General features: G+C 64.3%; 19 protein-coding genes and 2 pseudogenes. 13 read left to right on the top strand and 8 right to left on the bottom strand.

Features of this window, described 5'->3' with window-relative positions:
- Window positions 1-9 precede the first annotated feature (9 nt).
- Window positions 10-2,286, bottom strand: a complete 2,277-nt coding sequence (locus ACG0Z6_RS14975) for a heavy metal translocating P-type ATPase (RefSeq protein WP_394462793.1) — start codon at window positions 2,284-2,286, stop codon at window positions 10-12.
- 77 nt (window positions 2,287-2,363) lie between these two features.
- On the opposite strand from ACG0Z6_RS14975, the gene cadR reads away from it, so the two are divergent.
- Complete coding sequence (cadR, locus tag ACG0Z6_RS14970) at window positions 2,364-2,807, top strand: Cd(II)/Pb(II)-responsive transcriptional regulator (protein WP_210809651.1); 444 nt, start codon at window positions 2,364-2,366, stop codon at window positions 2,805-2,807.
- A gap of 255 nt (window positions 2,808-3,062) precedes the next feature.
- Here cadR and ACG0Z6_RS14965 read toward each other — a convergent pair.
- Window positions 3,063-3,305: pseudogene (locus tag ACG0Z6_RS14965) on the bottom strand (integrase core domain-containing protein); the annotation flags it as partial.
- 519 nt (window positions 3,306-3,824) lie between these two features.
- Here ACG0Z6_RS14965 and ACG0Z6_RS14960 point away from each other — a divergent pair.
- The 9 genes and pseudogenes from ACG0Z6_RS14960 to ACG0Z6_RS14920 all read left to right on the top strand — a co-directional run bounded on the left by ACG0Z6_RS14960 (window position 3,825) and on the right by ACG0Z6_RS14920 (window position 13,905).
- The gene (locus ACG0Z6_RS14960) at window positions 3,825-4,088 is read left to right on the top strand and encodes a helix-turn-helix transcriptional regulator (RefSeq protein ID WP_394462790.1); all 264 of its coding nucleotides are present in this window, start codon (window positions 3,825-3,827) and stop codon (window positions 4,086-4,088) included.
- A 619-nt stretch (window positions 4,089-4,707) separates the two neighbouring features.
- The gene (locus ACG0Z6_RS14955) at window positions 4,708-5,556 is read left to right on the top strand and encodes a hypothetical protein (RefSeq protein ID WP_394462787.1); all 849 of its coding nucleotides are present in this window, start codon (window positions 4,708-4,710) and stop codon (window positions 5,554-5,556) included.
- Complete coding sequence (locus tag ACG0Z6_RS14950) at window positions 5,553-6,257, top strand: hypothetical protein (protein WP_394462785.1); 705 nt, start codon at window positions 5,553-5,555, stop codon at window positions 6,255-6,257. The genes ACG0Z6_RS14955 and ACG0Z6_RS14950 overlap by 4 nt, the downstream gene beginning before the upstream one ends.
- A gap of 291 nt (window positions 6,258-6,548) precedes the next feature.
- A pseudogene (locus tag ACG0Z6_RS14945) lies at window positions 6,549-6,789 on the top strand (hypothetical protein); the annotation flags it as partial.
- Window positions 6,790-7,535: 746 nt separating this feature from the next.
- Window positions 7,536-8,942: a DUF2130 domain-containing protein gene (locus ACG0Z6_RS14940; RefSeq protein WP_394462783.1), complete on the top strand. Its 1,407-nt coding sequence runs from the start codon at window positions 7,536-7,538 to the stop codon at window positions 8,940-8,942.
- Window positions 8,943-9,350: 408 nt separating this feature from the next.
- Window positions 9,351-10,094, top strand: coding sequence for an ABC transporter ATP-binding protein (locus ACG0Z6_RS14935; RefSeq protein ID WP_394462781.1), 744 nt, complete (start codon window positions 9,351-9,353; stop codon window positions 10,092-10,094).
- 32 nt (window positions 10,095-10,126) lie between these two features.
- Window positions 10,127-11,644: a CoA-acylating methylmalonate-semialdehyde dehydrogenase gene (locus tag ACG0Z6_RS14930; RefSeq protein ID WP_394462779.1), complete on the top strand. Its 1,518-nt coding sequence runs from the start codon at window positions 10,127-10,129 to the stop codon at window positions 11,642-11,644.
- A 516-nt stretch (window positions 11,645-12,160) separates the two neighbouring features.
- Complete coding sequence (locus tag ACG0Z6_RS14925) at window positions 12,161-12,760, top strand: hypothetical protein (protein WP_394462777.1); 600 nt, start codon at window positions 12,161-12,163, stop codon at window positions 12,758-12,760.
- 482 nt (window positions 12,761-13,242) lie between these two features.
- Entirely contained in the window at window positions 13,243-13,905 is a 663-nt protein-coding gene (locus tag ACG0Z6_RS14920; protein WP_394462775.1) for a PEP-CTERM sorting domain-containing protein, read from the top strand.
- Between the two features lie 204 nt (window positions 13,906-14,109).
- Here the strand turns inward: ACG0Z6_RS14920 and ald are convergent, their stop codons facing one another.
- The 5 genes from ald to ACG0Z6_RS14895 all read right to left on the bottom strand — a co-directional run bounded on the left by ald (window position 14,110) and on the right by ACG0Z6_RS14895 (window position 20,290).
- On the bottom strand, window positions 14,110-15,228 hold the full coding sequence (gene ald / locus ACG0Z6_RS14915) for an alanine dehydrogenase (protein WP_394462773.1): 1,119 nt from the start codon (window positions 15,226-15,228) through the stop codon (window positions 14,110-14,112).
- Window positions 15,229-15,389: 161 nt separating this feature from the next.
- Window positions 15,390-16,532, bottom strand: coding sequence for a DUF1513 domain-containing protein (locus tag ACG0Z6_RS14910; RefSeq protein WP_394462771.1), 1,143 nt, complete (start codon window positions 16,530-16,532; stop codon window positions 15,390-15,392).
- A complete protein-coding gene (locus tag ACG0Z6_RS14905) occupies window positions 16,525-17,655 on the bottom strand; it encodes a hypothetical protein (protein ID WP_394462769.1) in 1,131 nt (376 codons plus the stop codon). The genes ACG0Z6_RS14910 and ACG0Z6_RS14905 overlap by 8 nt, the downstream gene beginning before the upstream one ends.
- Complete coding sequence (locus ACG0Z6_RS14900) at window positions 17,652-19,094, bottom strand: di-heme oxidoreductase family protein (protein WP_394462767.1); 1,443 nt, start codon at window positions 19,092-19,094, stop codon at window positions 17,652-17,654. Before ACG0Z6_RS14900 ends, ACG0Z6_RS14905 begins: the two co-directional genes overlap by 4 nt.
- Window positions 19,091-20,290: an imelysin family protein gene (locus ACG0Z6_RS14895; RefSeq protein WP_394462765.1), complete on the bottom strand. Its 1,200-nt coding sequence runs from the start codon at window positions 20,288-20,290 to the stop codon at window positions 19,091-19,093. The genes ACG0Z6_RS14900 and ACG0Z6_RS14895 overlap by 4 nt, the downstream gene beginning before the upstream one ends.
- A gap of 275 nt (window positions 20,291-20,565) precedes the next feature.
- Between ACG0Z6_RS14895 and ACG0Z6_RS14890 the strand changes: the two genes are divergently transcribed.
- From ACG0Z6_RS14890 to ACG0Z6_RS14880, 3 genes are all read left to right on the top strand, one after another.
- Entirely contained in the window at window positions 20,566-20,808 is a 243-nt protein-coding gene (locus ACG0Z6_RS14890) for a hypothetical protein (RefSeq protein ID WP_394462763.1), read from the top strand.
- A gap of 97 nt (window positions 20,809-20,905) precedes the next feature.
- Window positions 20,906-21,994, top strand: a complete 1,089-nt coding sequence (locus tag ACG0Z6_RS14885) for a sensor histidine kinase (protein ID WP_394462761.1) — start codon at window positions 20,906-20,908, stop codon at window positions 21,992-21,994.
- A 53-nt stretch (window positions 21,995-22,047) separates the two neighbouring features.
- Window positions 22,048-22,848, top strand: coding sequence for a LytR/AlgR family response regulator transcription factor (locus tag ACG0Z6_RS14880; RefSeq protein ID WP_394462759.1), 801 nt, complete (start codon window positions 22,048-22,050; stop codon window positions 22,846-22,848).
- A gap of 22 nt (window positions 22,849-22,870) precedes the next feature.
- Here the strand turns inward: ACG0Z6_RS14880 and ACG0Z6_RS14875 are convergent, their stop codons facing one another.
- Window positions 22,871-24,673 carry an aminopeptidase P family protein gene (locus tag ACG0Z6_RS14875; protein ID WP_394462757.1) on the bottom strand — a complete coding sequence of 601 codons (1,803 nt, stop codon included), beginning with the start codon at window positions 24,671-24,673 and terminating at the stop codon, window positions 22,871-22,873.

Raw genomic sequence — 24,673 nt, 5'->3', positions numbered from 1 at the left:
AGCCGGGTGTCATCGGCCTTGCACCCTGGCTTTCAGCAAACGCAGCCCGTTGACCACCACCAGCAGGCTGGCGCCCATGTCGGCGAACACCGCCATCCACATCGAGGCATTGCCGAACACCGCCAGCACCAGGAACACCGCCTTGATGCCCAGTGCCAGCGCGATGTTCTGCCACAGGATGGCGTGTGTCGACCTCGACAGGCGCACCGTCTCGGCAATGCGCCGCAGGTCGTCGTTCATCACCACCACGTCGGCGGCTTCCATCGCGGTGTCTGTGCCGGCCGCACCCATGGCCACGCCGATGTCCGACTGGGCCAGCGCTGGCGCATCGTTGATGCCGTCGCCGGTCATGGCCGTCATGCCGTGCTGCGCCTGCAGGGTCTTGATGGCGTCCAGCTTGTCCTGAGGCAGCAGGTTGCCCCGGGCTTCGGTGATGCCGGCCTCTTGCGCGATGGCCGTGGCCGTGGCCTGGTTGTCGCCGGTCAGCATCACCGATGTGATGCCCAGGGCCTGCAACTCGGCCACCGCTTCACGCGACGATGCCTTGATGGTGTCGGCCACCGCAAACAGGGCCACCGGGCCGGTATCGCAGGCCAGCAGACTGACGGTGCGGCCAGCCTCTTCGTGCGTGAGCAGCGCCGCCTCCAGCGCGGGCGAACACTGGCCGCGTTCCTCGATCAGGCGGTGGTTGCCCAGCACCCAGGTTTTTTCGGCGATCTCGGCCTGCACGCCACGCCCGGTGATGGCCTTGAAGCCTTGGGCTTGAACGCTGTTGGGCTGTAGCCCGGCCGCGATTGCGCGCGACACCGGGTGGTCGGAGTGGCCGGCCAACACGGCGGCCATGTGTTCTGCGGTGGCGGAGTCAACGCCCGCGGCTCCGGCGGTGTCGAGCACCTGCCATGCCACCAGCTTGGGCTTGCCCTCGGTGACCGTGCCGGTCTTGTCCAGCGCGATGGCCTTGAGCTTGCGCGCACCCTCCAGGTACACGCCGCCCTTGATCAGGATGCCGCGCCGGGCCGCGGCCGCCAGGCCGCTGACGATGGTCACCGGCGTGGAAATCACCAGCGCGCAGGGGCAGGCGATGACCAGCAGCACTAGGGCCTTGTAGACACCCTGCATCCAGGTCCAGCCCAGCAACCATGGGCCAAGCAGTGCTACGGCCAGTGCGACGACAAAGACTGCCGGCGTGTAGACCGCCGCGAAGCGGTCCACAAAGCCCTGCGTGGGCGCGCGTGTTCCCTGGGCCTCTTCAACCGCGTGGATGATGCGTGCCAGGGTCGAATTCGAGGCCAGCGCCGTGACGCGGAACTCGAAGCTGCCGGTGTCGTTGATGGTGCCGGCAAACACCGGGTCGCCCACGGCCTTGTCCACCGGGATGCTCTCGCCGGTGACCGGGGCCTGGTTGATGCTGGTGCTGCCTGCCGTCAGGACGCCGTCCATGGGCACCCGTTCACCCGGCCGCACGCGCAGCACCGCGTCCAGCGCCACGCTGGCGACTGGCACAGTCGCCCAGCTGCCATCGGCCTGGCGCACGGTGGCTTCTTCCGGCGCCATGGCCAGCAAGCCCTTGATGGCATTGCGAGCGCGGTCGACCGCGCGCGCTTCGATGGCCTCGGCGATGGCATACAAGGCCATCACCATCGCCGCCTCCGGCCATTGGCCGATGGCGAAGGCGCCGGTGACGGCCACGGTCATCAGGGCGTTGATGTTCAGGCGTCCGTGCTGCAGCGCAATCAAGCCCTTCTTGTAGACGTCAAAGCCCGCCAGCCAGATGGCGGCAGCGGCCACCGCCAGGCCGGCGCCTTTCCAGAGCAGCGTGTCTGGCGCGAAGTAGCCCACCAGCTCGGCAACGATGGCCAGAGCCAAGGCCATACCCAGCGTCCCGTAGCTGGCCTGCTGGACGCCATGGTCGAGCCCGTCCTCGGCGTCGGCATGTCCGGGCGTTGCACCCGGCTGGGGCGCTGCCAGCGGCTGAGGATCGAAGCCGGCCTTGCGCATGGCAGCCACGGCCAGGTCCACGGCCGGCCCAGGGGCATCCAGCGCCAAGGTGCGTTGCCCGAGCTGGAAGGTCAGCGCCCGGATCCCGGCAATGCCTTCCACCGCGCGGCGGATCTCGGACTCTTCAGACGCGCAGTCCATCGTCGGCACCCGAAAGCGCGCCAAGCCAGCGCCCTGCGATATCGCGGACGCTGCTGGCGCCGCAGGTGTGCTACAGCCGCAGCAAGGCGCGTGGCTCTCTGATGAGGGCAGTGTTTGTGCAGCAGTTTCTGGTCGATCCACGATCATGTCCCGTTGTTGGATGTCGCCATTAAAAACCCTGAAGCCAGTGTAAGGTCAAGCCTTTGTTGGCAAGAGGGGACTGCATGCGCATCGGAAACTTGGCTGAGGCGACGGGCACCCCGGTCGAAACCATCCGCTTCTACGAGCGCGAAGGCCTGATCCCCGCCGCGCAACGCAGCGAAAACAACTACCGGGTGTACACGGTCGCACATGCTGAGCGGCTGGCCTTCATCCGCCAGTGCCGCAATCTGGACATGGCGCTCGATGAGATCCGTGCGCTGTTGCGTCTTCGGGACGCCGCGCCCGAAGACTGCGGCGAGGTCAACAAAATCTTGGATGCGCACATTGAGCATGTGGCCAAGCGCATTCGCGAACTGCGATCGCTCGAATCGACCCTGAAGGCCCTGCGTGCGCGCTGCCAGTCACCACATGCGATGGAAGCGTGCGGCATCCTGAATCACCTGGACAATGCCGCCTCGCAAGGCACCAGGACGGCCGGTCACCTCCACATCCGCGGTGCCCACTAGGGCCGCAGGGCCGGTGATAACGCGGTCACCTGATGTCCGTACCAACCCAGCTGGGCGCACGATGTTGGTTTTCTGAGCTGATCCCAAGGAATGATGCTTCCAAATTGGCAATGCCAGTTATCCACAGATCACTCCACCCAACAAGTGTTCGTGGGTGAACTCTTCACTTCGAATTCGATGCTTCTGACAAAGGTATCGTCTAGCGAGCACATCGCTGGACTTGGTGTTCATGTCAAATGGAATACGCATTGAAGGTTACTTGGTCTCTTTGCTTGAAGCCGGGGGTTGCGAGTTCTTGCTGCGATGGCGCTGCGCAAACTCCGCCGGTGGGATGCGACCCAGACTGCTGTGCGGCCGCACCTCGTTGTAATCCTGCCGCCAAGCCGCAATCGTCAAGCGCGCCTGCGCAAGGCTCTCGAACCAGTGCTCGTTCAAGCACTCGTCGCGGAACTTGCCGTTGAAGCTCTCGATGTAGCCGTTCTGCATGGGCCTGAGGGGGGTGTGACCAAATGCACAGAGGTCAAACGCACCTATATGCAATAACTGACTGAGATGGGAGGGGCAGTCAGCCGCAATCGCATGCACATACAAACCGGCCAGCTGCAGCGAGCTTCGAGGTGGTTGGCTTTGTGAAATATGGCGCAGTTCGGATTGCGCCCTCCAGTTGTCGTCGCATGGGGGGTGGAGTACGATTTAATCAGTGCGGTGTCATCTGAACACCATTGATTGACTGATTTAAGTTTTTGATACATGCGGTGCAATGCCGCATTGTTTACTGGCCATGCTTTGTCATGGCTGCCGCTTGCTTTTACGCATTTGCGGCTTTGTAGCCTGCCACATCTGGTGGGGTGATTCATTGGCGATCTCTCTATCCGTATTCGCATTGCGAATGCTGGTGGATTGCTGTTGCTGCTTAGAAGACCTAGCGAGATTTGACTGTGTGCCCGCGCCGGGTGCCCTCGCTACCTTGTTCCTTCGGGGCCTGGAATAGTCTGAATCTCTCCTCAAATCGCAATTATGAAAGACCAATCTCAAGGTCGCAGCAGGGCGATCGTATTTGATGACTTACCAGATGATGCATATCTTCGGGTGCGACAGTTGATTCTGGATGGGGGTAACAATGGGTCAGCCATTCTTCCTGTTTCCAGGGCTACTTTGTGGCGAATGGTGAATTTGGGAAAATTCCCAGCGCCACGAAAAATATCAGCAGGGGTGACTGCTTGGCAGGTTGGGGCAGTTCGTAAATGGCTGCTGGAGCAAAAGGAAGGGGGAAGGAAATGATCCCCGAATTGCCAATTGAAACGCCCACAAGGAAGACTCCTGGGTGGGTGGTAAATGTCGACGTCCACATTTGTGCATCAATATCTCGGCTGAGGAATGGCGGCGAGATTTGGGGACCGCTGCCGAAGGACAGCGGGGCAAAGGCGTTCAGCCTGAGCCTCCCGAGCCCACGGCGAGGGATCGCGGGGAGCCGACGTCAAGAACCTTGCCAACGACCCGAAGGGGGGGCGCGTTCAGCGGCCAGGCGCAAGCCTCGGGCTAGGTTCAGGGCCGCCCCAGCGGCTCGGTTGACGTCGGGGGCGCAGCCCCCCCCCCAAAGCGCCAGCGCAGGGCACCCTGGTCTACCAGGCGGCGTCCAGCCGGGTCGAAGACCTCCGCAGCGCACGTAGCGCGCAAAGGACCTGCGTAGAGCGGGGTGCCCTGCGTTTACGCAGGGGGGCGGGGGGGCCACCGAAGGTGGGGGGCTTTAGCCCACAGGATCTATGGGCCATGAGGGGCGTCCAGCCCCGAAAGACAAGGGAATCTGCGACAGCAGACGAGTCCGCAGGACAAGCCTTGGCGCTGGTCCATAGAGCATGCCTAGTTCATCCGTACAACACATTGCCATTGCACACACGTCATGAACACTCAACTTCAAATCGATGGGCAATCCCTGGCGGCAACGCAGGAAGTGCAAATTTCCAATATTCGCGGTATCGCCAGTCGGCTCAAAGATGCTGGGACGACAAGCCTGGAAATGGGCTTGAAGAAAAAACTCCATGCACTTCAATGGGTCTATCGGTGGGGCTGGTCGTCTCCCTCGTTGATCGATACGGTTGCGTCGCCAAACCGACGAGGATTGGCGAAACGATTGATCGAGCAGGGTTTCCTAAACAGCTACCCCAATCAAGCTGGCGGAGAGCGAGGCATCCCACGTCAGGCAGTCTGCCTAACAGAGAAGGGGCAGGAATTTGTGGAAATGCGTATTGAGGAGGCTGTTGGCTTGCTCGATCAAAGGCATGAAGGTGATATTCCTTGGCATCAGCTTCGGCATGATTTCTTGGTTCAGCAAACGACTGTGAAGATGCTTGCAGATGGGCAAATCATCAGTGCGTTAAGTCCAAAGGAATTTGCGGGGCAGTCCAAGGTTGGTATTAAACAGCCTGATGCCGTTTGGATACTTGGCGACGGAATAAGGCTGGGTATTGAGCTGGAGTTGACGAGAAAAAAGGATGGCAGAGAATTGAACCAGACTGTATTGGCGTTAATTAAGTCGATTGGCCGGGGGTGTGGGGATGGGCGGGTCGACATGGTTGCAATATTTAGTGGTTCAAATGCAATCCTGCAGAATTACAGGGAATGCTTAAAGCCTGGGGCTGAAATAAAACTCTACGACAGAGACACGTCGAGACGATGGGTCGAAGTTGGAGTTGCTCATGTTCCTGATTATGTTGCTGGAAAATTTCACTTTAGAAAGATTGATGTATGAAGTTCAGCATTAAATATATTCTGGTGGTTGCTGTGTTGTTGGTTGGTTGTGATCGTCATGATGGTCCAACATCGAGTCAATGGGCTAGTATGAGGATGGAAATTCTTCAATTGAAAATTGATCAGGAGAAGTTGAGTGATGAGTATATGAAAATAAGGGAAGAGCATGGTAGGCAGGAGATTATTCGTCAGCAGCGAGAGAGGGATATGCTCTTTGCTGTTGTTTGTGACGACTGGATTCCTGTTTGCTCTGATGATTTTGTAAAGAATGGAAGAATATGGTTAAGTCAGGGCTATGTTCCTGCGGATCCGTCGCTAACAAAGCATATTATTGTCAAGCGAGGGTTTTTGATATTTGTATTCGCAGTATTGCTGAACTTTGTGGTTTCGGCGATTGGTGATCGGCGACGCAGTATTGCTGCGGTGCGGCAAGAATTGAAATCTAGTCGTATTGAGCTGTTGAAAAACTGGGAGGAAGTCATTGCGCTGATGAGGCAAAAAGAAAATTCCATTCGGGAGTGTCAGGATAAGGTTGATAACCTTCGTGGGGAGATAGCAAGGTTAAGTGGGGAATGTAAAGAATGGCGGGAGCAGGCGGACTATGATTTGGATATGTGTTTTGAGGTTGCAAATGCTCTATTTGAAATCAGGCAGCAGCTGGAGAAGTCCCATGCGGCTGTAAATGCCATCAATTCACTTTGACGTAGCGCAAGGGCAGGCGGGAACTTGTCTCTAGACAGGTGACCTCCTGCCTGTGAATTTTCCTGATGGGAATAAGTTTGCTTGGGTGATCGCTGATAGCGAAAACTCCGGGGTCCGATTCAACGTGCCGCACGTTTCTGGGAGTCCTTGGTGCTGCAGCGATGCTCGCCCAGGACTTCTGTCGCTCCCAAATGGAGGCCACAATCGATCTCCCGAGACCCGACACCTAGTCGACTGGCCATGCTGGCAAGCAAGCTGCACTGGTATCAGATCGAGGCCGCTCGCGCCCGTTTTGGCGTCAAGGTCAGCGCGGCCGTGATGCTCCAGAGTGGACTGGTACTGGGAGCGAGGTCAGCCCCAGGTAACCCGTATGACGGACACACGCTGGCTGCGCAACTGGAGCAAACAGGCGCGTAACTGGAAGACATGGAGGTCAAGCTCAGTATGGCCATCGTGGACCAGGGCTACTGGGGCACGTACGCCGAGGTCGCGCTGGCTCAAGCGGCGCCAAGCCATCGAGCCGCTGATCGGCTGCTGGGGAAGAATTTGGCAGGGCTGACTATTTGCGCCGAGAAGATGAAGCCATCAGTGCTTTGAGGGGGCACCCAAAATTACGGTAAAAGTGACGGTATGCGCGTGAGGCGATTTGAGAGATGCTAGTATTTGCAGGGTGTCTGGCCTGTCATTGACAATCGAGTGGGAGTGATCCGGGGGCGTCTCATGTCGGCTCCCGTGCTGCGATTCCAGATAGGCGGAAAAGCTTCATTGGCTTAAAATCCGCGGCATTCCCGGCTTGTTTTTAGCGCTGTACTGGGCAATTGGAGCCCAGAGGCGCTCAAAACAGCCGGGAATTTCTTTTGGTCGATGTGCGTCGCCAATCCCTTGTTTGCCTATGGCTCAAATGGCGGTGCACGCAAAAAGATGGGCCCTAAAGGCACCGACTGCGGGTTCAACGATCCACAGCGCGGCGGAACCCCTCACCAGTTCTGGGGTGCTCTAGAGTTGCACTGGCGCTTGACTGTGAAGGGCCGGAACTCGCCGGATATCCAAGTGCCTTCTGGCCGCCCTTGTACACAGCAGGCGTCACTCCTATATCGGCCACCTGCTCGCTCGCACTGATGCGCTGGCTGATGCACTTTCAAGCCGAACATGGCTCGGTCAGCGGACATGCTTCGTGGCTCATGCCGTGTTCTCGCTTGGCCTTGAGCATGGCATTTCAAGTCTGATCGCCTGACAATGACCCGTAGCGCAGGCGTCTCGGCAGTCAGGAAACCACCCATGCATGAAATCATTTGCCCCCACTGCAGCAAAGCCTTCAAGATCGATGAGGCGGGCTATGCCGACATCTTGAAGCAGGTGCGCGACAGTGCGTTTGAGCAGCAACTGCACGAACGACTTGTGCTGGCTGAGAAAGACAAGGACAGCGCGGTGGCGCTGGCCAAGGCCCAGCTCAGTGCAGAGCTCCAAAAGGCCGCTGCGGGCAAAGACGCAGAGATTCTTGCGCTGCAGGCCAAAGTGGCCGGCGCGGAGCAGGCTCAACAACTGGCCATTGCCCAGGCCCTGAGCAGCGCTGAAAAGCAGCGTGACGCGCTGGCTCACCAGCTCGAACAGGCACAGCGTGACAGCCAAGCTGCGGCCGCATTGGCGCAAACGCAAAGACAGGCCGCGCTCCAACAAGCCGCCGCGGCCAGCGCTGCCGAAATTCAAGCTCTGAAGGCTCAGCTGGACGCGGCGGTCAAGGACCAGCAACTGGCGGTCACCCAGGCCTTGAGTGCGGTGGAGAAGCAGCGGGATGAGTTCAAAAACCGCTGTGAACAAACGCTGTTGGAAAAGCGCCTGGCCGAGCAGGCGCTCAAGGACAAGTACGAGCTGCAGATCAAGGAACGCGAAGATGCCATTGAGCGGCTGAAGGACCTCAAGGCCAAGCTCTCGACCAAGATGGTGGGCGAGACCCTCGAGCAGCACTGCGAGACGGAGTTCAACCGCCTGCGAGCCACGGCCTTTGCGCGCGCCTATTTTGAAAAGGACAACGACGCCAGCAGCGGCAGCAAGGGCGACTACATCTTCAAGGACACGGACGAGGCGGGGACCGAGATCGTCTCGATCATGTTCGAGATGAAGAACGAGAGCGACACCACCGCCACCAAAAAGAAGAACGAAGACTTCTTCAAAGAGCTGGACAAAGACCGCAACGAAAAGGGCTGCGAATACGCCGTGCTGGTGTCGCTGCTGGAGCCCGACAGCGAGCTCTACAACACCGGCATCGTGGACGTGTCCTACCGGTATTCCAAGATGTATGTGGTGCGCCCGCAGTTCTTCATTCCCATCATCACGCTGCTGCGCAACGCCGCATTGAACGCTCTCAAGTACAAGGCCGAGCTGGCCCTGGTGAAGTCTCAAAACATTGACATCACCAACTTTGAAAACCAGCTCGACAGCTTCAAAGAGGCGTTTGGCAAGAACTACGACCTGGCGTCACGGCGCTTCCAGACGGCGATTGACGAAATCGACAAGTCGATTGACCACCTCCAAAAGACCAAAGACGCTTTGCTGGGTGCCGACCGCAACCTGCGCCTGGCCAACGACAAAGCGCAGGACGTGACCATCAAGAAACTGACCCGCGGCAACCCCACGATGGCCGCCAAGTTTGCCGAGTTGAAGCACGGCTCCAACGAATCGAACTGACCCCAGGTTGGGTGAGCAAGGCTCAGACCCGTGCACCGACCCTTGGACGGCATTTTCATGTGCAACTGACCTGAGACCTTTTCTGTCGCCAATTGGAGGGCGAGTTCAGCATCAGGGGCTTGGCAGGATTGGTGCGCGTGACTGAGGCGCGACAGCTGACTTGATATGCATCGCGCTCCAGCAGTTCTTTCACTTTGAAATGCCTCGATTTGGGATAAATCATGAGGCTTTGGCGTTGCTTTTGTCATTAAATATCGACTGCAAAGTCTAAAACGACAAATACGACACATTCAGATTTGCTCGAGTGTGCCGGCCCTCACCACAAGACCGACAGATTTCGAGGAGACACCGTGAAGCCGTCACCCTGGTCCTGCCCTTGGATGTGGGCCCAGCCGCTCACGGCTTCGCATGCTGAGCGTTGATCGTCTGTGCGTGGGCTATGGCGGCGCGGGGGTGCTGCACGGTGTTTCGCTGAGGGTTCCCAAAGGCCAAGTGGTGAGTCTCTTGGGCGGGCGCGGTGCGGGCAAGACCACGGCTCTGCGCGCCATTGCTGGCATGGTTTCGCCCAGTGCGGGCCGCATCAGTTTTGGGGGCGAGGATGTGACTGGCGTGCCCGCATTTCGCCTGTCGCGCAAGGGGCTGGCCTATGCGTCGGAAGGTCGCCGCGCCTGCCCCGGCCTGACCGTGCACGACAACTTGCTGCTGGGGGCCTTTGCGCGTCTCAGCGGTACCCGTCCGCGCGAGGAGCTGGACCAGGACATGGCGCGCGTCTTGGTGCATTTCCCGCGCCTGCGCCAGCGGCAAAACGAGCTCGCTGGCACGCTCTCGGGCGGCGAGCAGCAAATGCTGGCCATGGCACGCGCGCTGATGCTCTCACCGGCCATCGTGCTGCTGGACGAGCCCTCCATGGGCCTGGCACCCGTGCTGGTGGATGAAGTGTTTCACATCATTGCCCAGCTGCGCCGCGAAGGCGTGACCATGCTGCTGGTGGAGCAATTCGCCGCCGCCGCGCTGAAGGTCAGCGACCACGCCTATGTGCTGGAAAACGGCCGCATCGTGCTCGAAGGCCCCGCCGAACAACTGCAAAACGACCCCGCCGTTCACGCCGCCTACCTGGGCGGTGCGGCGGCAACTGCCGACCCGGCCCCCTAAGCCCTCAATTCCTCAAACCCACAGGCATCACCATGACACTGCGCTACACCACCGCTGCGGCCCACGTTGGCCATTGGCTTGATAACGCCCCCTACGCCGGGGAGGGCGCCCGCGTTGCCTCCGTCTACGACCCCGCGCTGGGCGATGTGGCCCGCACCGTGGCCCTGGCCGATGCCGTGGACGTCAACGCCGTGGTGGCCTCGGCCGCAGCGGCCCAGCCCGCCTGGGGCGCGCTGGCACCCCAGCGCCGCGCACGCGTGCTGTTCAAGATGAAAGAGCTGGTGGAGCACCACACCGACGCGCTGGCCCAGCTCATCACGCGCGAGCACGGCAAGACCCTGCCCGACGCACGCGGCGAAGTGCAGCGGGGGCTGGAGATCATCGAGTTCTCCTGCGGCATTGCCCAGCTGCTCAAAGGCCAGTATTGCGACAACGTGGGCGGCGGCATCAGCAACTGGAGCCAACGCTCGCCCCTGGGCGTGACGGCAGGCATCACGCCCTTCAACTTCCCCTTCATGGTGCCCATGTGGATGGCACCCATGTCCATTGCCTGCGGCAACAGCTTCATTCTCAAGCCCTCGGAGCGCGATCCCTCCGCCGCGCTGCTCACGGCCGAACTGTTCCAGGCCGCGGGCCTGCCGCCTGGCGTTTTCAACGTGCTGCAGGGCGACAAAACAGCGGTGGACGGCTTGCTGCACCACCCCGATGTGCAGGCGGTGAGCTTTGTGGGCTCCACCCCCATCGCGCGCTACATCTACGAAACCGGCGCCCGCATGGGCAAGCGCACCCAGGCCCTGGGCGGCGCGAAAAACCACATGGTGGTGCTGCCCGATGCCGACCTGCCCCAAGCGGCCGATGCCCTCATCGGCGCGGCCTACGGCTCGGCGGGCGAGCGCTGCATGGCGGTGTCTGTGGCCGTGGCGGTGGGCGATATTGCCGACGAGCTGGTGCAGCTGGTGGTGCAGCGCGCCAAAGCGCTGCGCACGGGCGACGGCGCCGAGCCGGGCATGGACATGGGCCCGGTGGTCAGCGCCGAGGCCAAGTCACGCATCGTCGGCTTGATCGACTCCGGCGTGGCGCAGGGCGCGCAGCTGGTGCTCGACGGACGCGGGCTCACCGTGGCCAACCGCGCCAGCGGCTACTTTGTCGGGCCCACGCTGTTTGACCATGTGCGCGCGGACATGCGCATCTACCAGGAAGAAATCTTCGGCCCCGTGCTGTGCGTGCTGCGCGTGGCCTCGCTCAGCGAGGCACTGGCCCTGGTCAACGCCCACACCTATGGCAACGGCGCCGTGTGCTACACGCGTGATGGCCGCAGCGCCCAGGAATTTGCGCAGGGCGTGCAAGCCGGCATGGTGGGCATCAACGTGCCCATTCCCGTGCCCATGGCCTGGAACTCCTTTGGCGGCTGGAAGCAAAGCCTGTTTGGCGACCACCACGCCTATGGCGAGGAGGGCGTGCGCTTCTACACCCGCTACAAAAGCATCATGCAGCGCTGGCCTGACCAGCAGGTGCAAGGCCCGCAGTTCACCATGCCTGTCAATACCTGACACCTGCCAAGCGCCCCTCGTCTGAATTGGGCCAACCCCATGGGCACCTCATCACCCCAAACCAGAGCTTGGTCAGCGGGGCAAGCGGGCCCAGCATCTGGCCATTCGCGGTGCATTGGCTTGCGCAGATGGCGTGCGGTTTGGGTGGGCGGTGTCAAAAAAGTTGGCCACCGCAATTGGCCGTTCATATCGATGTGCCGATCTGTATTTCATTTGGAAAGGCAGAGATACCGCCGTTTTGGAAGCTGCGCGAGTTGCGCTCGATCATGTGCTGAAGGTCAATCCTCGTTATAGATATCGTGGCCATCTCGGGAAACTGTCCGCCACTGCGATTTATTGAACAAGCACTCGCTCGCAGTAGTCCGGTGGCCAAGCCGGTTGGTTGGAATCCCCATAGAAAAGAACCCAAAATTAGATCCTGCGAGCCTCGTTTACCCCATGCAGGGAAAATACGTTCTTGGCCGGATTGATCCCAATGGAGAGAATCACTAGCAATTTACGATTTCTGACTTTTTGATGAGCAACCGCACTTCCCATGGTGGCACTTCGCGGCCGCTTGCCCTAATGCGGCAGTCTCAAGGCGGGGAAGCCCCTTTTATTGCTTGGTCTCACAAAAAAGAACCCGTGCCAGCCATTCGCTTCGTCTTCGCGCTACTGCTGGGTTACTTGGTTCAGGAGTCGCTTGTCTTCGCCGCGGGGGTCTCTGCGGCCATCGCCACTCCCGCTGGGTATTTTGAGTACTTCGGTCGCCGAAACGTCGAGCTGGCCCTTGGACTCTGGGGGGTGGCCAGCTTTGCCATGCCAATCTTCCTGCTTGCACTGCTGCAAGCCTGGCTTGCAATTCGCATATTCAGGCTCAGACGCGCTTTGGCTTTTGCGTTCTTTCTAGGGGTACTGCTGTGTTGGCTACGGTACATGCTGGAAGTACCGACCCCCGACCTGAATACAACGCAACTGGCCTCGCCGCAGCAGTTTTGGGCGCTGTTATGCGACATCTACCTGAGCAATCCATGGAGTCTGCCTTCAACCTGGGCACCTTGGCTCGGGCTGCTCACGGGGGCCTACCTCGGTGGCAAAAATTCCAATGCAGCGCCGTCGTACCGCAACTGGGCCTAAGCCCCCAAATGGGAGTTCCCACCATAAATCAAGCCGCAAATTGCATTTGTTTTAAACACGCTTGACCCATTGAAGGCAGGCTGGCCTGCCCAAGCCAGTGCAGCGGCTGTTTGCCGCTCAAGTAAAAGTTCGTGTGAGTGCCAGGTTTTCAGTTGGGGGATTGAAACCTGATGTCTGGATCGGGTATTTGGTGTTGATGGGGGCGGGTTTGGTGTCTGCCCCAAGATACTTCAAGAAATTTGCATGAGCCGCGGGATGCGGTCTTTTGCAAATGTCCCCCAGCAGCCTGCGATTTGTCAGGTTTCATCCGCAAAAAATTAGGCGGCCTCATACGCGCGGAACCACCCAAGTGCATGGTTTTATCCAGAGGTCCCAAGGCCTATGATTTCCTATGTCCCGGCGCATTTGGCTGCGAATGCGGCGTGTGGGCTGGGTGTCTAAACACAGTTAGGCGTCGCACTTCACCACCCAAGGAGTTGGCCATGAAGCACTTCGTAACAGCTCTGATTCTTGCCGCCTCCGCTGCGACGTCAGATCTCTGTCAAGCCTTCACCAATCTCGACTTTGAGGCCGCCACCGTTGCTTCCAATACTCCGCCTTCTGGATTTCTTGATTGGAACTTGGCGGCTCCAGGCTGGAGTCACAGTTCGGGATCAGACACAGACATTGTGTACTACGGGATCACGCACGTTGGCACGACGCAATGGTTTCTTCTTGTTGACTCGGCAACTCAACCAGGCGGCCCATTGTCTGGCAGCTATGCAATGCGGTTTGCGAGCGGTCGTGAAAGTGGCAAACCATCTGCACCTTGGGTTAACGCCTACTTGTCTCAGACCGGGGTTATACCGGCTGACGCCAGATCACTCACCTTGCTCGCCAACGGGCCGCTGGCAGTATCGATAAATGGGGCAGTTGCGCCGATCATCTCGCTCGGAGGCGCGGCGTTTGCAGTCGATGTCTCTTCCTACTCGGGATCGGCAGTTGAGATTCGGTTCATCAACACGTCTCAGCAACTGTCCGATCCTGTAAGTATCGATGCCATCGATTTCTCCACCTCGCCAGTGCCAGAGCCGCCAGTCTGGGCGCTGCTCTTCACGGGCGCGGCCGTTGCATCCATATTCCGCCGCGCCCGCCAGAGTGAGTAGAGCGACGCCCAATCCCTTTGCAGGGACTTCCCACCGCGTCAATACCGATGCATCGAATTTCTCGTCAAGAGTTCAGGCTGGTGGATGCCAGTGCGTCGTACGAAACTTGACCCAAGGTGCCTGCCAGTTGGGCTTTGAACTCACCCTCACTGCCGCCGCCATCACATGAGCATCCGCTGCATCAGAACCGCATGGGCGGGGGGATCACCCCCGCAGCAGGTCCTCGGCGCTGACCCAGGGTAGGCCCAGGGCTTCGCCGACGGCGCGGTAGGTGAGTTGGCCGTCGTGGATGTTGAGCCCTTCGCGCAGGTGGGGGTCGTCTTGGCAGGCTTGGCGCCAGCCTTTGTTGGCCAGGGCCAGGGTGAAGGGCAGGGTGGCGTTGTTCAGCGCCCAGGTGGAGGTGCGGGGCACGCCGCCGGGCATGTTGGCCACGCAGTAGTGCACGACGCCGTCCACCACGTAGGTGGGTTCGGCGTGGGTGGTGGCATGGGAGGTTTCGAAGCAGCCGCCTTGGTCGATGGCCACGTCCACCAGCACGGTGCCGCTTTGCAGCTGCGCCACTTGCGCGCGGCTGAGCAGCTTGGGCGCTGCGGCACCGGGCACCAGCACGGCGCCGATGATGAGGTCGGCGGCGCGGGTGGCTTGTTCCACCTCGGCCGCAGCGGCGTAGAGCAGTTTCACGCGGCCGCCAAAGAGGTCGTCGAGCTCGCGCAGGCGCGGCAGGCTTTTGTCCAGGATGGTGACTTCTGCGCCCAGGCCGACGGCCATTTTGGCGGCGTGCGTGCCCACCACACCGCCGCCCAGCACCACCACTTTGCCCGGGGCCACGCCGGGCACGCCGCCCAGCAGCACACCGCGCCCGCCGTTGGGCCGCTGCAAGGCGGTGGCGCCCACTTGCACGGCCATGCGGCCGGCCACTTCGCTCATGGGGGCCAGCAGGGGCAGGCGGCCGTGGGCGTCGGTGATGGTTTCGTAGGCAATGGCCGTGCAGCCCGAGGCCAGCAGGCCTTGGGTTTGCTGAGGGTCTGGTGCCAGGTGCAGGTAGGTGAAGAGCAGCTGGCCGCGGCGCAGCATGGCAATTTCTGAGGGCTGGGGTTCTTTGACCTTGACCACCATGTCGGCGGCGCCAAACACATCGGCCGCGCTGGGCACGATGTGGGCGCCTGCGGCGCTGTACTGCGCGTCGTCGCAACCAATGCCCGTGCCGCAGCCGCTTTGCACCAGCACCTCGTGGCCGTGGCGCACGAGTTCATGCACGGCCGGTGGCGTGAGGCCCGCGCGGTTTTCTTGAGCTTTGATTTCCTTGGGGACGCCGATGCGCATGGTCAATCTCCTGACGAGGGTGTGGTGGGGCGCATATTGCGCCTCATGCGGGCGCATGGGGTTGCGACATGGCTGCGTGTAATCCCGAGGGCGGCGCAATCTTGTGCGCTTGGGCGGCGCTCTATTGGCACAAGCTGCGAAGGCTTGCGCCAGAAGCGGTGTCAGCGCTGCGCAGGCGTGGGTGTGCCCAGCGCGGTGCTGAGGGGCAGCCAGTGGTTGTCCAGCTGCCAGTGGGCCTGTGGCGGCAGGGCCAGGGGCGTGGGCTCGGCGCTCGTGCGGTGGGGGGCGGTGCTGGCCAGGGCGGCCCCGGCGCAGGCCCAACCGGTGGCGTCGCTGAAGAGGGCGCAGGCGGCTTTGAGCTCGTGGGTGTGGGTGAGCGTGCCCGTGGCGCTGAAGCGTGCCAGCGCATGGGCGCGTGGGCAGCTCACGAGAAAGCCGCCGTCGGGCAGGGCGCAGATGTCGCCGCCATAGCCTTGCAGGGGCGTGTGCGGCGGGGCGGTGCGCAGCTCGCGGCCGTTCCACACCGCCAGCACGGGGGCGGTGGCGCGGGCCTGCGGGTCGGGGTGCTCGGCCTGCAGCGCCACGCCCAGCAGCTGGCTGTGGGGGTTCCAGGCCAGGTGGCGGAGGCTCAGATAGCGCTCGCTCAGCTGCCATTGGCCCAGCAGCGCGCCGTGCTGCGGGTGCAGGGCCACCAGCGAGGAGGCCATCTCATGTACCCAGAGCTTGCTGCGCCCGGTTTCGGGCAGGGTGGGAATGCCGCCATTGGCCACCAGCAGCGCGCCCGGGGGCAAGCCCGCCAGGGGCTGAGGCAGGGCCAGCACTTGGTGCGGGTCGCGCCCGTGGGTGGGCCATTCCTCGGTTTTCTCAAGGCTTAGGGCGTGGCGCAGGCCCAGCAGGCCCTGGCCGGCTTCGAGCTCGGTTTCGCTGCTCCACAACCGCTCGCCGCAGGCCAGCAGGTGGCCGTTGAGGCGCCGCTCCGGCTCCACCCAGGCCCAGTGCTGCAGGGCGCGCTCGGGGTGCCAGCGCAGCAGCCAGTCGCCGGGGCGCCGTGCGGCGGCCAGCACGCTGCCGTCGGCCAGCACTTGCAGGCCATGGGCGCGTGTGGGCAGGGCCACGCGGTGCAGCTCGTGCAAGCCCTGCGCTTGCAGCTGCAGCAGGCCCAGGTGCTGCTGCGCTTGGTCTTGCCAGGCGGCCACCACGGTGCGGGGCTGGGCGGCCCGCGCCAGCGTGCTCCAGGGCGCCAGGGGCAGTGCGGCCACGGCAGCCAGCACCTGGCGGCGCCGCGCGGGGTGGGGCTCAGTCACCATCGGCACTGGAAAAGCCCAGGGGCACGTCCAGTGCCTGGGCCACCTCGCTTTGGTAGAAGGCGCTCACGGCTTTGAGCGCGCCGCACAGGGCCAGCAGCTGCTGGGCCGAGGGTGCTTGCGTGGGGCTCAGCGCGGCCATATGGGCGTCGGCCTGCGCCAGCAGGTGCTGCCAGCGCTGCTGCACGCCGATGGCGCCGCGCCCCAGCAGCAGGGCCGCCAGCGGGATGAGGGCGGCACCGGCTTGCGGGGGCTGATCGGGGTGGGCAGGGTTGAGGCGCGCTTGGCTGAGCAGGGCTTGCCACTGCACGCGCCAGTCGGCGCAGTTGTCGGCCCAGCGCAGGCGTGCCCAGGCGGGGGCGCGGCCGCTGCTGCGGGCGCGCAGCAGGGGTTGCTCCATCTGCGCCCAGCGCAGCGCTTCCAAGCCGCCCAGCCATTGGTTCACCCACTGCGCAAAAGCGCTGGCAGCGGCGCTGCTGTCTTGGGCCCAGTCGCGCTGGGCCAGGGCTTGCAGACCGTCTTGCAGGCTGTGGGCTTCTTCGGCCACGGCCTGGGCCAGCAGGGCGAAGTAGGGCAGCTCGGCGCTGGCGTGGGGGCGCTGCTCGGGGCTGTGCAGCAAGGCGTCCATGGCCGCAAAGCCTTTGGCTGGCGCCCCCACACCGGCCAGCTCGGCCAGGCTTTGAGGGGGCTGTTGCAGGGCGCGCTGCAGCAAGGCGCTGCGCGGCGGCCAGAAGTCAATCTGGCGCTGGCTGCGCCGCACCAGCAACGGGCCCAGGGCGGGTGTGCTCAGCGCCAACCAGGCCAGGCGGGCGCGCTGCCAGGCTTGCTGCAGGGCCGCTGGCGCGTGCGCAGCGCCCTGGTGCGGGCGTGGCGCCAGCTCGGTGGCCGCCCCCGCGAGGGCCAGGGCCTGGCGCACAAAGTCTTGCGCCAGGGCGGGCAGGTGGTGGGCGTAGAGCCCCGCCAGCGCCTGCTCGGCCCGGTAGGCCGGGAAGGCCACGCTGGCTTGCGCCGTGCTGCTGGCCGCGCTGCTGGCCGCGCTGCTGGCCGCGCTGCTGGCCGAGCAAAGGGCCAGGGCGGTGCGTTGCAGGGCTTGGCGGCGGCTGGGGGTGCAGGGGGTGTTCATAGCGACTCCACAAAACGCACCAGCGCTTCGCGCTCCTGGCGGCTCATGCGCAGGACCTGGTTTTTGGAGGCCTCGGCCTCGCCGCCATGCCACAGCACGGCTTCGAGCACGCCCCGGGCGCGGCCGTCGTGCAGCAGCCGCGTGTGGCCGTTGACGTCGCGCAGCAGCCCAATGCCCCACAGCGGCGGCGTCTTCCACTGGCGGCCATTGGCCTGGCCGTCGGGGCGACCGTCGGCCAGCGCGGGGCCCATGTCGTGCAGCAGCATGTCGGTGTAGGGCCAGATGGTTTGGCCCTGCAGCGCGCGGCTGCTCAGCCGTGGGAAGGGCGGCTCGCCCGTGGTGTAAGAGGGGCGGTGGCACACCGCGCACTGCGCTTGGGCAAAGAGCTGCTGGCCGCGCTGCACCTGCACCTCGTCCACGCCGCGCCGCGCCGGTGGCGCCAGCACGGCTTGGTAGAAGACCACATCGGCCAGGGTTTTGTCGTCGATTTCCGCCGCCCCGCCGCTGCCGCCGCGAGGGGCGGCCAGGCAGTCGGTTTGCGCAGGCGTGCAGGCTTCCTGCGCAAAGGTGCTGGAGGTGATGCCGATATCGCCCAGAAAAGCGCCTGCGGTCTGGTGCGCCAGCGTGGCCACATTGGCCTTCCAGCCAAAGCGGCCCAGCATTTCGCGCTGCGCCACGGCGTCCCACACCCAGTTGGGCTGGCCCTTGATGGGGCCGGGCAGCCGGGCCTGGGTTTGGGCGTTGTCCAGAATGTCCTGCACGGCAATGGCCTCGAGCAAGCCGGTGCCAAACACCACCGGTGCCACGCGCGGGCTCACCTGCAGCGGGCCGCTGGGGCCGTAGCCGAGTTGGTCGACGAGGTAGATGGGCTTTTGCAGCGTGTAGGGCGTGCCGTCGGCAAAGCGCCCGCGCACGGGCTGCCAGCGCATGCGCACGCGCGCCTCGGGGCGCACCCCGGTCACGGCTGCGGTGTTGAGTTGGTCGCCATACACCGGGTGGGGCACGCTTTGGCCCTTGGCATCCAGCACCGAGATGCGCAGCAGCACCGACAGGGGCACCTCCTTGGCCAAGCCTTGTTGCCACTCAGGGGGCGCACCGCGCCCGTCGTGCATGTGGCAGGCCGCGCAGGAGCGCGCCAGAAAGTGCGGGCCCAGCCCGTCGCGCGCCGTGGTGCTGGCCGGGGCCTGCACCCAGTTGCGTTTGAAAAAGGAGTTGCCCACGGCAAAGCGCGCCCGCTCCTCGGGCGGCAAATTGGCCGCAGGGAAGGAGAAGGCGTTTTTGCCGTCGGCCCACACCGTGGTGTCGCCGCCGGTGCGCTCGCTCGCGGCGCTGTGCAGCGGCGCGTCGGTCGCACTGCTGTGCGCCTGCAGCAAGGCGCTGTTGCCCAGGCCGGCCAGGGCCAGCCCTGTGGCAGCGGCCGCCCACAGCCGCCGCCTCATGGCTGCACCAGGGTCAGCTGCTTGATGCCCAGGGCGGCCGCCGCGGCCACCAGGTCATGCGACTGCGCGGTGAGGCTCTCGATGGTGGCCTCGATGCGCGCGCGCCCGGGGTGGTGGATGCCGATGGCGCGGTCAAAGGGCGCGGGAATGGACTCGCTGGCCTGCACCGACTGGCGAATTTGGCGCGTGGCCTTCTCGGCCAAGGCGGCGTCGCGCGCGGCCACCAGGTCGCGCAGCGCCGGGCCTTGCAGGGTGCTGCCGTCAAGGCGCACAAAACGCCCCAGCCAGACGTTTTCAATGCCCCGGGCATTGCTCACCGCGTCGCGGTGGGTGTTGTCGGAGAAGCAGCTGTGCTCGTCTTCCTGGTCTTGGCTGGACAGCGCCACCTCCAGGCGCTCGCCCGCGAGCTCGCCGCGCGACAGCGAGCCCAGGCCCACCAGCATCTTGCGCAGCGAGCCCTGCCCACCGCGCTCAAAGGCGGCGCGGTAGTTGTTCTTGTGCCCCGGCGCCCAGGCCTTGACCAGGCTTTGCAGGTCTTGCACCAGCAAGTCCGTCACCACACGCAGGTAGCGGGCGCGGCGCTCGGCATTGGGCGTTTTGCCCACGACAAAGTCTTCATGGCTGCGCGCCCCCGGGCCTTGCTCGGAGCGGTCCTGACCCCACAGCAGGAACTCGATGGCGTGCCAGCCCGTGGCCACGTTTTCCTCGCCACCGCGCTCATTGGCCGCGCTCAAGGCCGCCGCCGTGATGGGCTGGCGGGGCTGGTTGATCAGGCCCGCCCGGGGCTGGCCTTCGACATAGTCCACATAGGACTCATCCATGGGCCAGGCGTTGAGGCGGCCTTCGGGGCCGCGCGCATCGTCGATGGGGCCGCCATAAAAGCGAAAGGCTTCGGTCTGGCCGTAGTACTCACGCGCGGCCAGCCAGGCCTGCTGGGCCTGCGCCTGGGTCTGCGCCGAAGGGGCCGCCACAAAGGCTTGCACGGCGGCTTGCAGGGTGCGCGCCAGGGTCAGGGTGTCGCTGTAGGTGGCATGCACCAAGGCGGCGTAGTGTGCCGTGACGCTGTGCACCGTGGCAGCCTGCGCGCTGCTGGGGGCGGTGGCGGATGCAGCGGTTTGGGCCCAGGCCGGCAGCGCGGCGGCCAAGGCCGATGTCAGGGCGAGGGCGGCAGTCCAGGGGGCGGCGTGTCGGGGCATGGTGGGGGTCTCCAAAGTCGTCTGGGGTGTTTGCAGGCCTCAAATGCAACTTCAATTGCAATCGCTAATGAGAATGATTGTTGGTATCGTATCTCCTGCCGAGGGGGCTGCTGCCATGTGCCGCTGACAAAGCACGGTCTAGCCTTCGCGCCTTGACTTGCGACTGGCGCTTTGGTCTGATGAGTCATCCCACTTTTGGGGGATGACCAATGGGGGGGCGATGAAACCAGCGTCAGGGTGCACAGTGCGAGGCATGGACTCAACGGGGAGCAGCCATGCATTTCACTGAAGTCGATACCGGCGACTACCGGATTTACGCAGGCGCCATCGAGAAGTTCCGCCAGTTCGGTTACGCCGCCGCGGTGGTGGTGGTGCGCCGCGGGGGCAGCCAGCGCGTGGCCTTTCGCGACGACAACTTGGCCGGGGGCTACGGCTGGGCCACGGCGGCCGAGGCTTTGCGCTTTGCCATTGCCGCGGGCAAAGAGGCTGTGACGGGGCGCGTGGGCGTTCGCGCCTGAGCGCAGCGACTGCCGTTCAAGCCCTTGCGGCCGTGCTTTGTCGCGCCGCGGGGCCGCTGCGCTAGGCCCACGCGCGCCGTGCGGCTATGGTGGCGGGATGTCCAAGCTGTCTCGCATTGCGAGCGCTGGGCCGGAGGACTCCGGCTGGCGCGTCTTTCTGGCCTCGCTCACGCCGCAGCGCGTGTTGGTGGCGCTGCTGCTGGCCGTGCTGGCGGCGCTGGCGCTCAAGCCCATCTTCATCACACCGCTGCCGGTGCTGCTGGGGCGCACCCTGTTTGTGGGCCTGCTGGCACTGCTGGCGTTTTGCGCGGCGGCGCAGTGGCCCGCACGGCTGCCGCCCTGGTGCGCGCGCTGGGGGCTGCAGGTGGCGGCGGTGGCGCTCACCGTGCCCGTGGCCACGCTGCTGGCTTACCTGGTGTCGGTCGAGGGCGACCTGGTGAGCTTTTTGCGCAGCGAAGGCCGCATTCGCGGCTTTATGTGGATTGCTGGCGCAGGCCTGCTGCTGGGGCCGCTGCTGGCCCTGGGGGCGCTGTACCGCCAGCGCGATGCCGAAGCCCGCAGCGAGCGGCTGCGCTTTGAGCTGGAGCGCAGCGAGCTGGAGCGCCAGGCGCTGGACGCGCGGCTGCGCGTGCTGCAGGCGCAGGTGGAGCCGCACTTTCTCTTCAACACCCTGGCCAATGTGCGCATGCTGGTGGAGACGGGCTCGCCGCGCGCCGCACCGGTGCTGCGCAGCCTGATTGCCTATTTGCGAGCGGCCATGCCGCGGCTCACCGACGAAGTCAGCACCCTGGGCGACGAGCTGCTGCTGGTGCAGGCCTATCTCGACCTCATGCACCTGCGCATGCCCGACCGGCTGCGTTTTGAGGTGCAGGTGGACGCGCAGTTCCACACCCTGCGCTTCCCGCCTGCGGCCTTGCTCACGCTGGTGGAAAACGCCATACGCCATGGCATAGACCCCAGCGAGGAGGGCGGGCAGGTGCAGCTGGGCGCGCGGCGCGAGGGCCAGCAGCTGCGCCTGTGGGTGCTGGACACCGGCGTGGGCCTGACCCACAGCATGGGCAGCGGCACCGGGCTCAAGACGCTGCGCGAGCGCCTGCTGCTGTTCTTCGGCCCCGAGGCCGCGCTGGAGCTGGCGGAAAATCCCGGCGGTGGCGTGCGCGCCGAAATCCGCCTGCCGCTGGCCTGAAGGGCCTGCTCGCGCCCGCCCTGTTTGACTGACGCTGTTTTTTGAGACCTGGCATGAGCACCACGCCCCGCGCCCTGATTGCTGACGACGAACCCCTGCTGCGCGACAGCCTAGTGCTGGCCCTCTCGCACGCCTGGCCCGAGCTCAGCGTGGTGGCCCAGGCCCGCAACGGGCGCGAGGCGCTGGAGCTGTTCGACGAGCACCAGCCCGACATCGTGTTCTTGGACGTGCACATGCCCGGCATGAACGGCATGGAGGCGGCCAAGCACATCGGCAAGGCCGCGCATCTGGTGTTTGTCACGGCCTACGAGCAATACGCCCTGCAGGCCTTTGACCGTGGCGCGCTGGACTACCTGGTCAAGCCCCTGGACGACACGCGCCTGACCCAGACGGTGCAGCGGCTCAAGGAACGCCTGGCGCTGCACCAGCAAGCGCGTGTGGCGGCCCTGGGCGATGGGCGCTCTTTGGACGATGCCTTGGACGATTTGGCGCGGCGCCTGGCGCGGCGCGCCCACCCCGAGGCGGAGGAGCCGCTGCAGTGGCTGCGCGCCTCGGTGGGCAACACCGTCAAGCTCATTGCGGTGGAGCACATCCTCTACCTGCGCTCCGACGAGAAGTACACCCTGGTGGTGTCACGCGAGGGCGAAGCCCTCATCCGCACGCCCATACGCGAGCTGGTGGGGCGGCTGGACCCCAAGCACTTTGCGCAGATCCACCGCTCCGTGGTGGTCAACCTCAACGCCATCAGCCACGTCACGCGCGGCGCCAATGAAACGGCCGACGTGCACCTGCGCGGGCGCAGCGAGGTGCTGCCCGTCAGCCGCAGCTACCTGCACCTGTTTCGCCAGATGTAGGTGGCCGCGGCGGCGGCTGATCTCAGAGCGGCTGGGTGCGCAGCTCCAGCCAGGCCAGCGCGGCGCCGTCCACCAGCGGCGCCAGGCGGCGGCGCACTTCGGCGTGGTAGTGGTTGAGCCAGGCGCGGTCGTCCTCGCCCAGCAGGGCCAGGTCGATGCAGCGCGTGTCAATCGGGCACAGGGTGAGGGTCTCAAAGGCCAGCATCTCGCCAAAGGCGCCGCCCTCGGGGGTGGCCTGCGGCGTGTTGAGCACCAGGTTTTCGATGCGCACACCCCATTGGCCGGGGCGGTACACGCCGGGCTCGATGGAGGTGATCATGCCCACTTCCATGGCCATATTGGCGTCGGGAATGGCCTTGGAGATGTTCTGCGGGCCTTCGTGCACGTTCATGAAGTAGCCCACGCCGTGGCCGGTGCCGTGGCCGAAGTCCAGCCCGTGCGCCCACATGGGTGCGCGTGCCAGCGCGTCCAGCATGGGGCCCAGCGTGCCGCGCGGGAAGACGGCGCGTGACAGCGCAATCGTGCCCTTGAGCACCAGCGTGTAGTCGCGCTTTTGCGCGGGGGTGACGGCACCGATGGCCCACACGCGGGTGATGTCGGTGGTGCCGCCCAGGTATTGGCCGCCGGAGTCGATGAGCAGCAGCCCATCGCCCTCGATCACGGCGTGCGAGGCCTCGGTGGCGCGGTAGTGCGGCATGGCACCGTTGGCGTTGAAGCCCGCGATGGTGGGGAAGCTCAGGCCGACAAAGCCCGCACGGCGTGCGCGCTCGGCGCTGAGGCGCTCGTCCACCGTCAGCTCGGTGATGCGCTCTTGGCCCAGCGCGGCTTCAAACCAGGCGTAGAAGTGGCACATGGCCGCGCCGTCTTCTTCCATGGCGCGGCGGATGTGGGCGGCCTCGGCGTCGCTCTTGCGGCTCTTGAGCAAGGTGCTGGGGTTGATGGCCTCGACCACCTTGCAGGCAGCCGCTTCGCGCAGGCCCAGCGTCACGCGGCGCGGGTCCACCAGGAGCGTGGCGCCAGCGTCCAGCGCGCCCAGTGCAGCGCGTGCGGCTTCGTAGGGGCGCAGCTGCACGCCGTCGGCGGCCAGCTTTTGGGCCAGCGCGGCGGGAATCTTGCCTTCAGCCACAAAGAGCTGGGCTTGCTGGGCGTCCAGCAGCAGGTGGGCGATGAAGACGGGGTTGCAGGGCACGTCCGAGCCGCGCAGGTTCAGCACCCAGGCCACATCGTCCACGCTGGAGATGAGGTGGTGGCTCACGCCCTTGGCTTGCAGTGCTGCGCGCACCTGCGCGAGCTTGTCGGCGCGCGTGCTGGTGGCGTGGGGCGCCAAGTGCTCGTACACCGCGTCAGCGGGCAGGCCCGGGCGATCGCTCCAGAAGCTCTCCAGCAAGTCCGCATCGGTGCGCAGCCTGATGTTCTTGGCGCTGAGGGCTTGGCGCAGCATCTGGGCCAGGCCCAGGCCCAGCACCTGGCCGTCCACCATCACGGTTTGCCCGGCTTGCAGGTTTTGCGCCAGCCAGTCGATGTGGTGCAGCGCCGCGCCGGTGGGAATCTTGAACAGCGCAATGCCGCTGCCTTGCAGCTCGGCCTCGGCCTGCGTCCAGTAGCGGCTGTCGGCAAAGAGCTGGGCGTCGGTGCGTGTCACCACCAGCGTGCCCACGGAGCCGGTAAAGCCCGAGAGCCACTCCCGCGCCGCCCAGCGCTGGGGCAGGTATTCGGACAAATGCGGGTCGGCCGAGGGCACCAGCAGCGCGTGGGCGCCTGCGGCAACAAGGGCTTCGCGGGCGCGCGCCAGGCGCAGGGCAATCGGGGAGGTGCGGGTATCCAT

The organism is Roseateles rivi (assembly GCF_043555845.1).
GTDB lineage: Bacteria > Pseudomonadota > Gammaproteobacteria > Burkholderiales > Burkholderiaceae_C > Roseateles > Roseateles rivi.
Note: the sequence above shows the minus strand (reverse complement) of the source record. Positions and strands in the feature narration are given on the sequence as shown.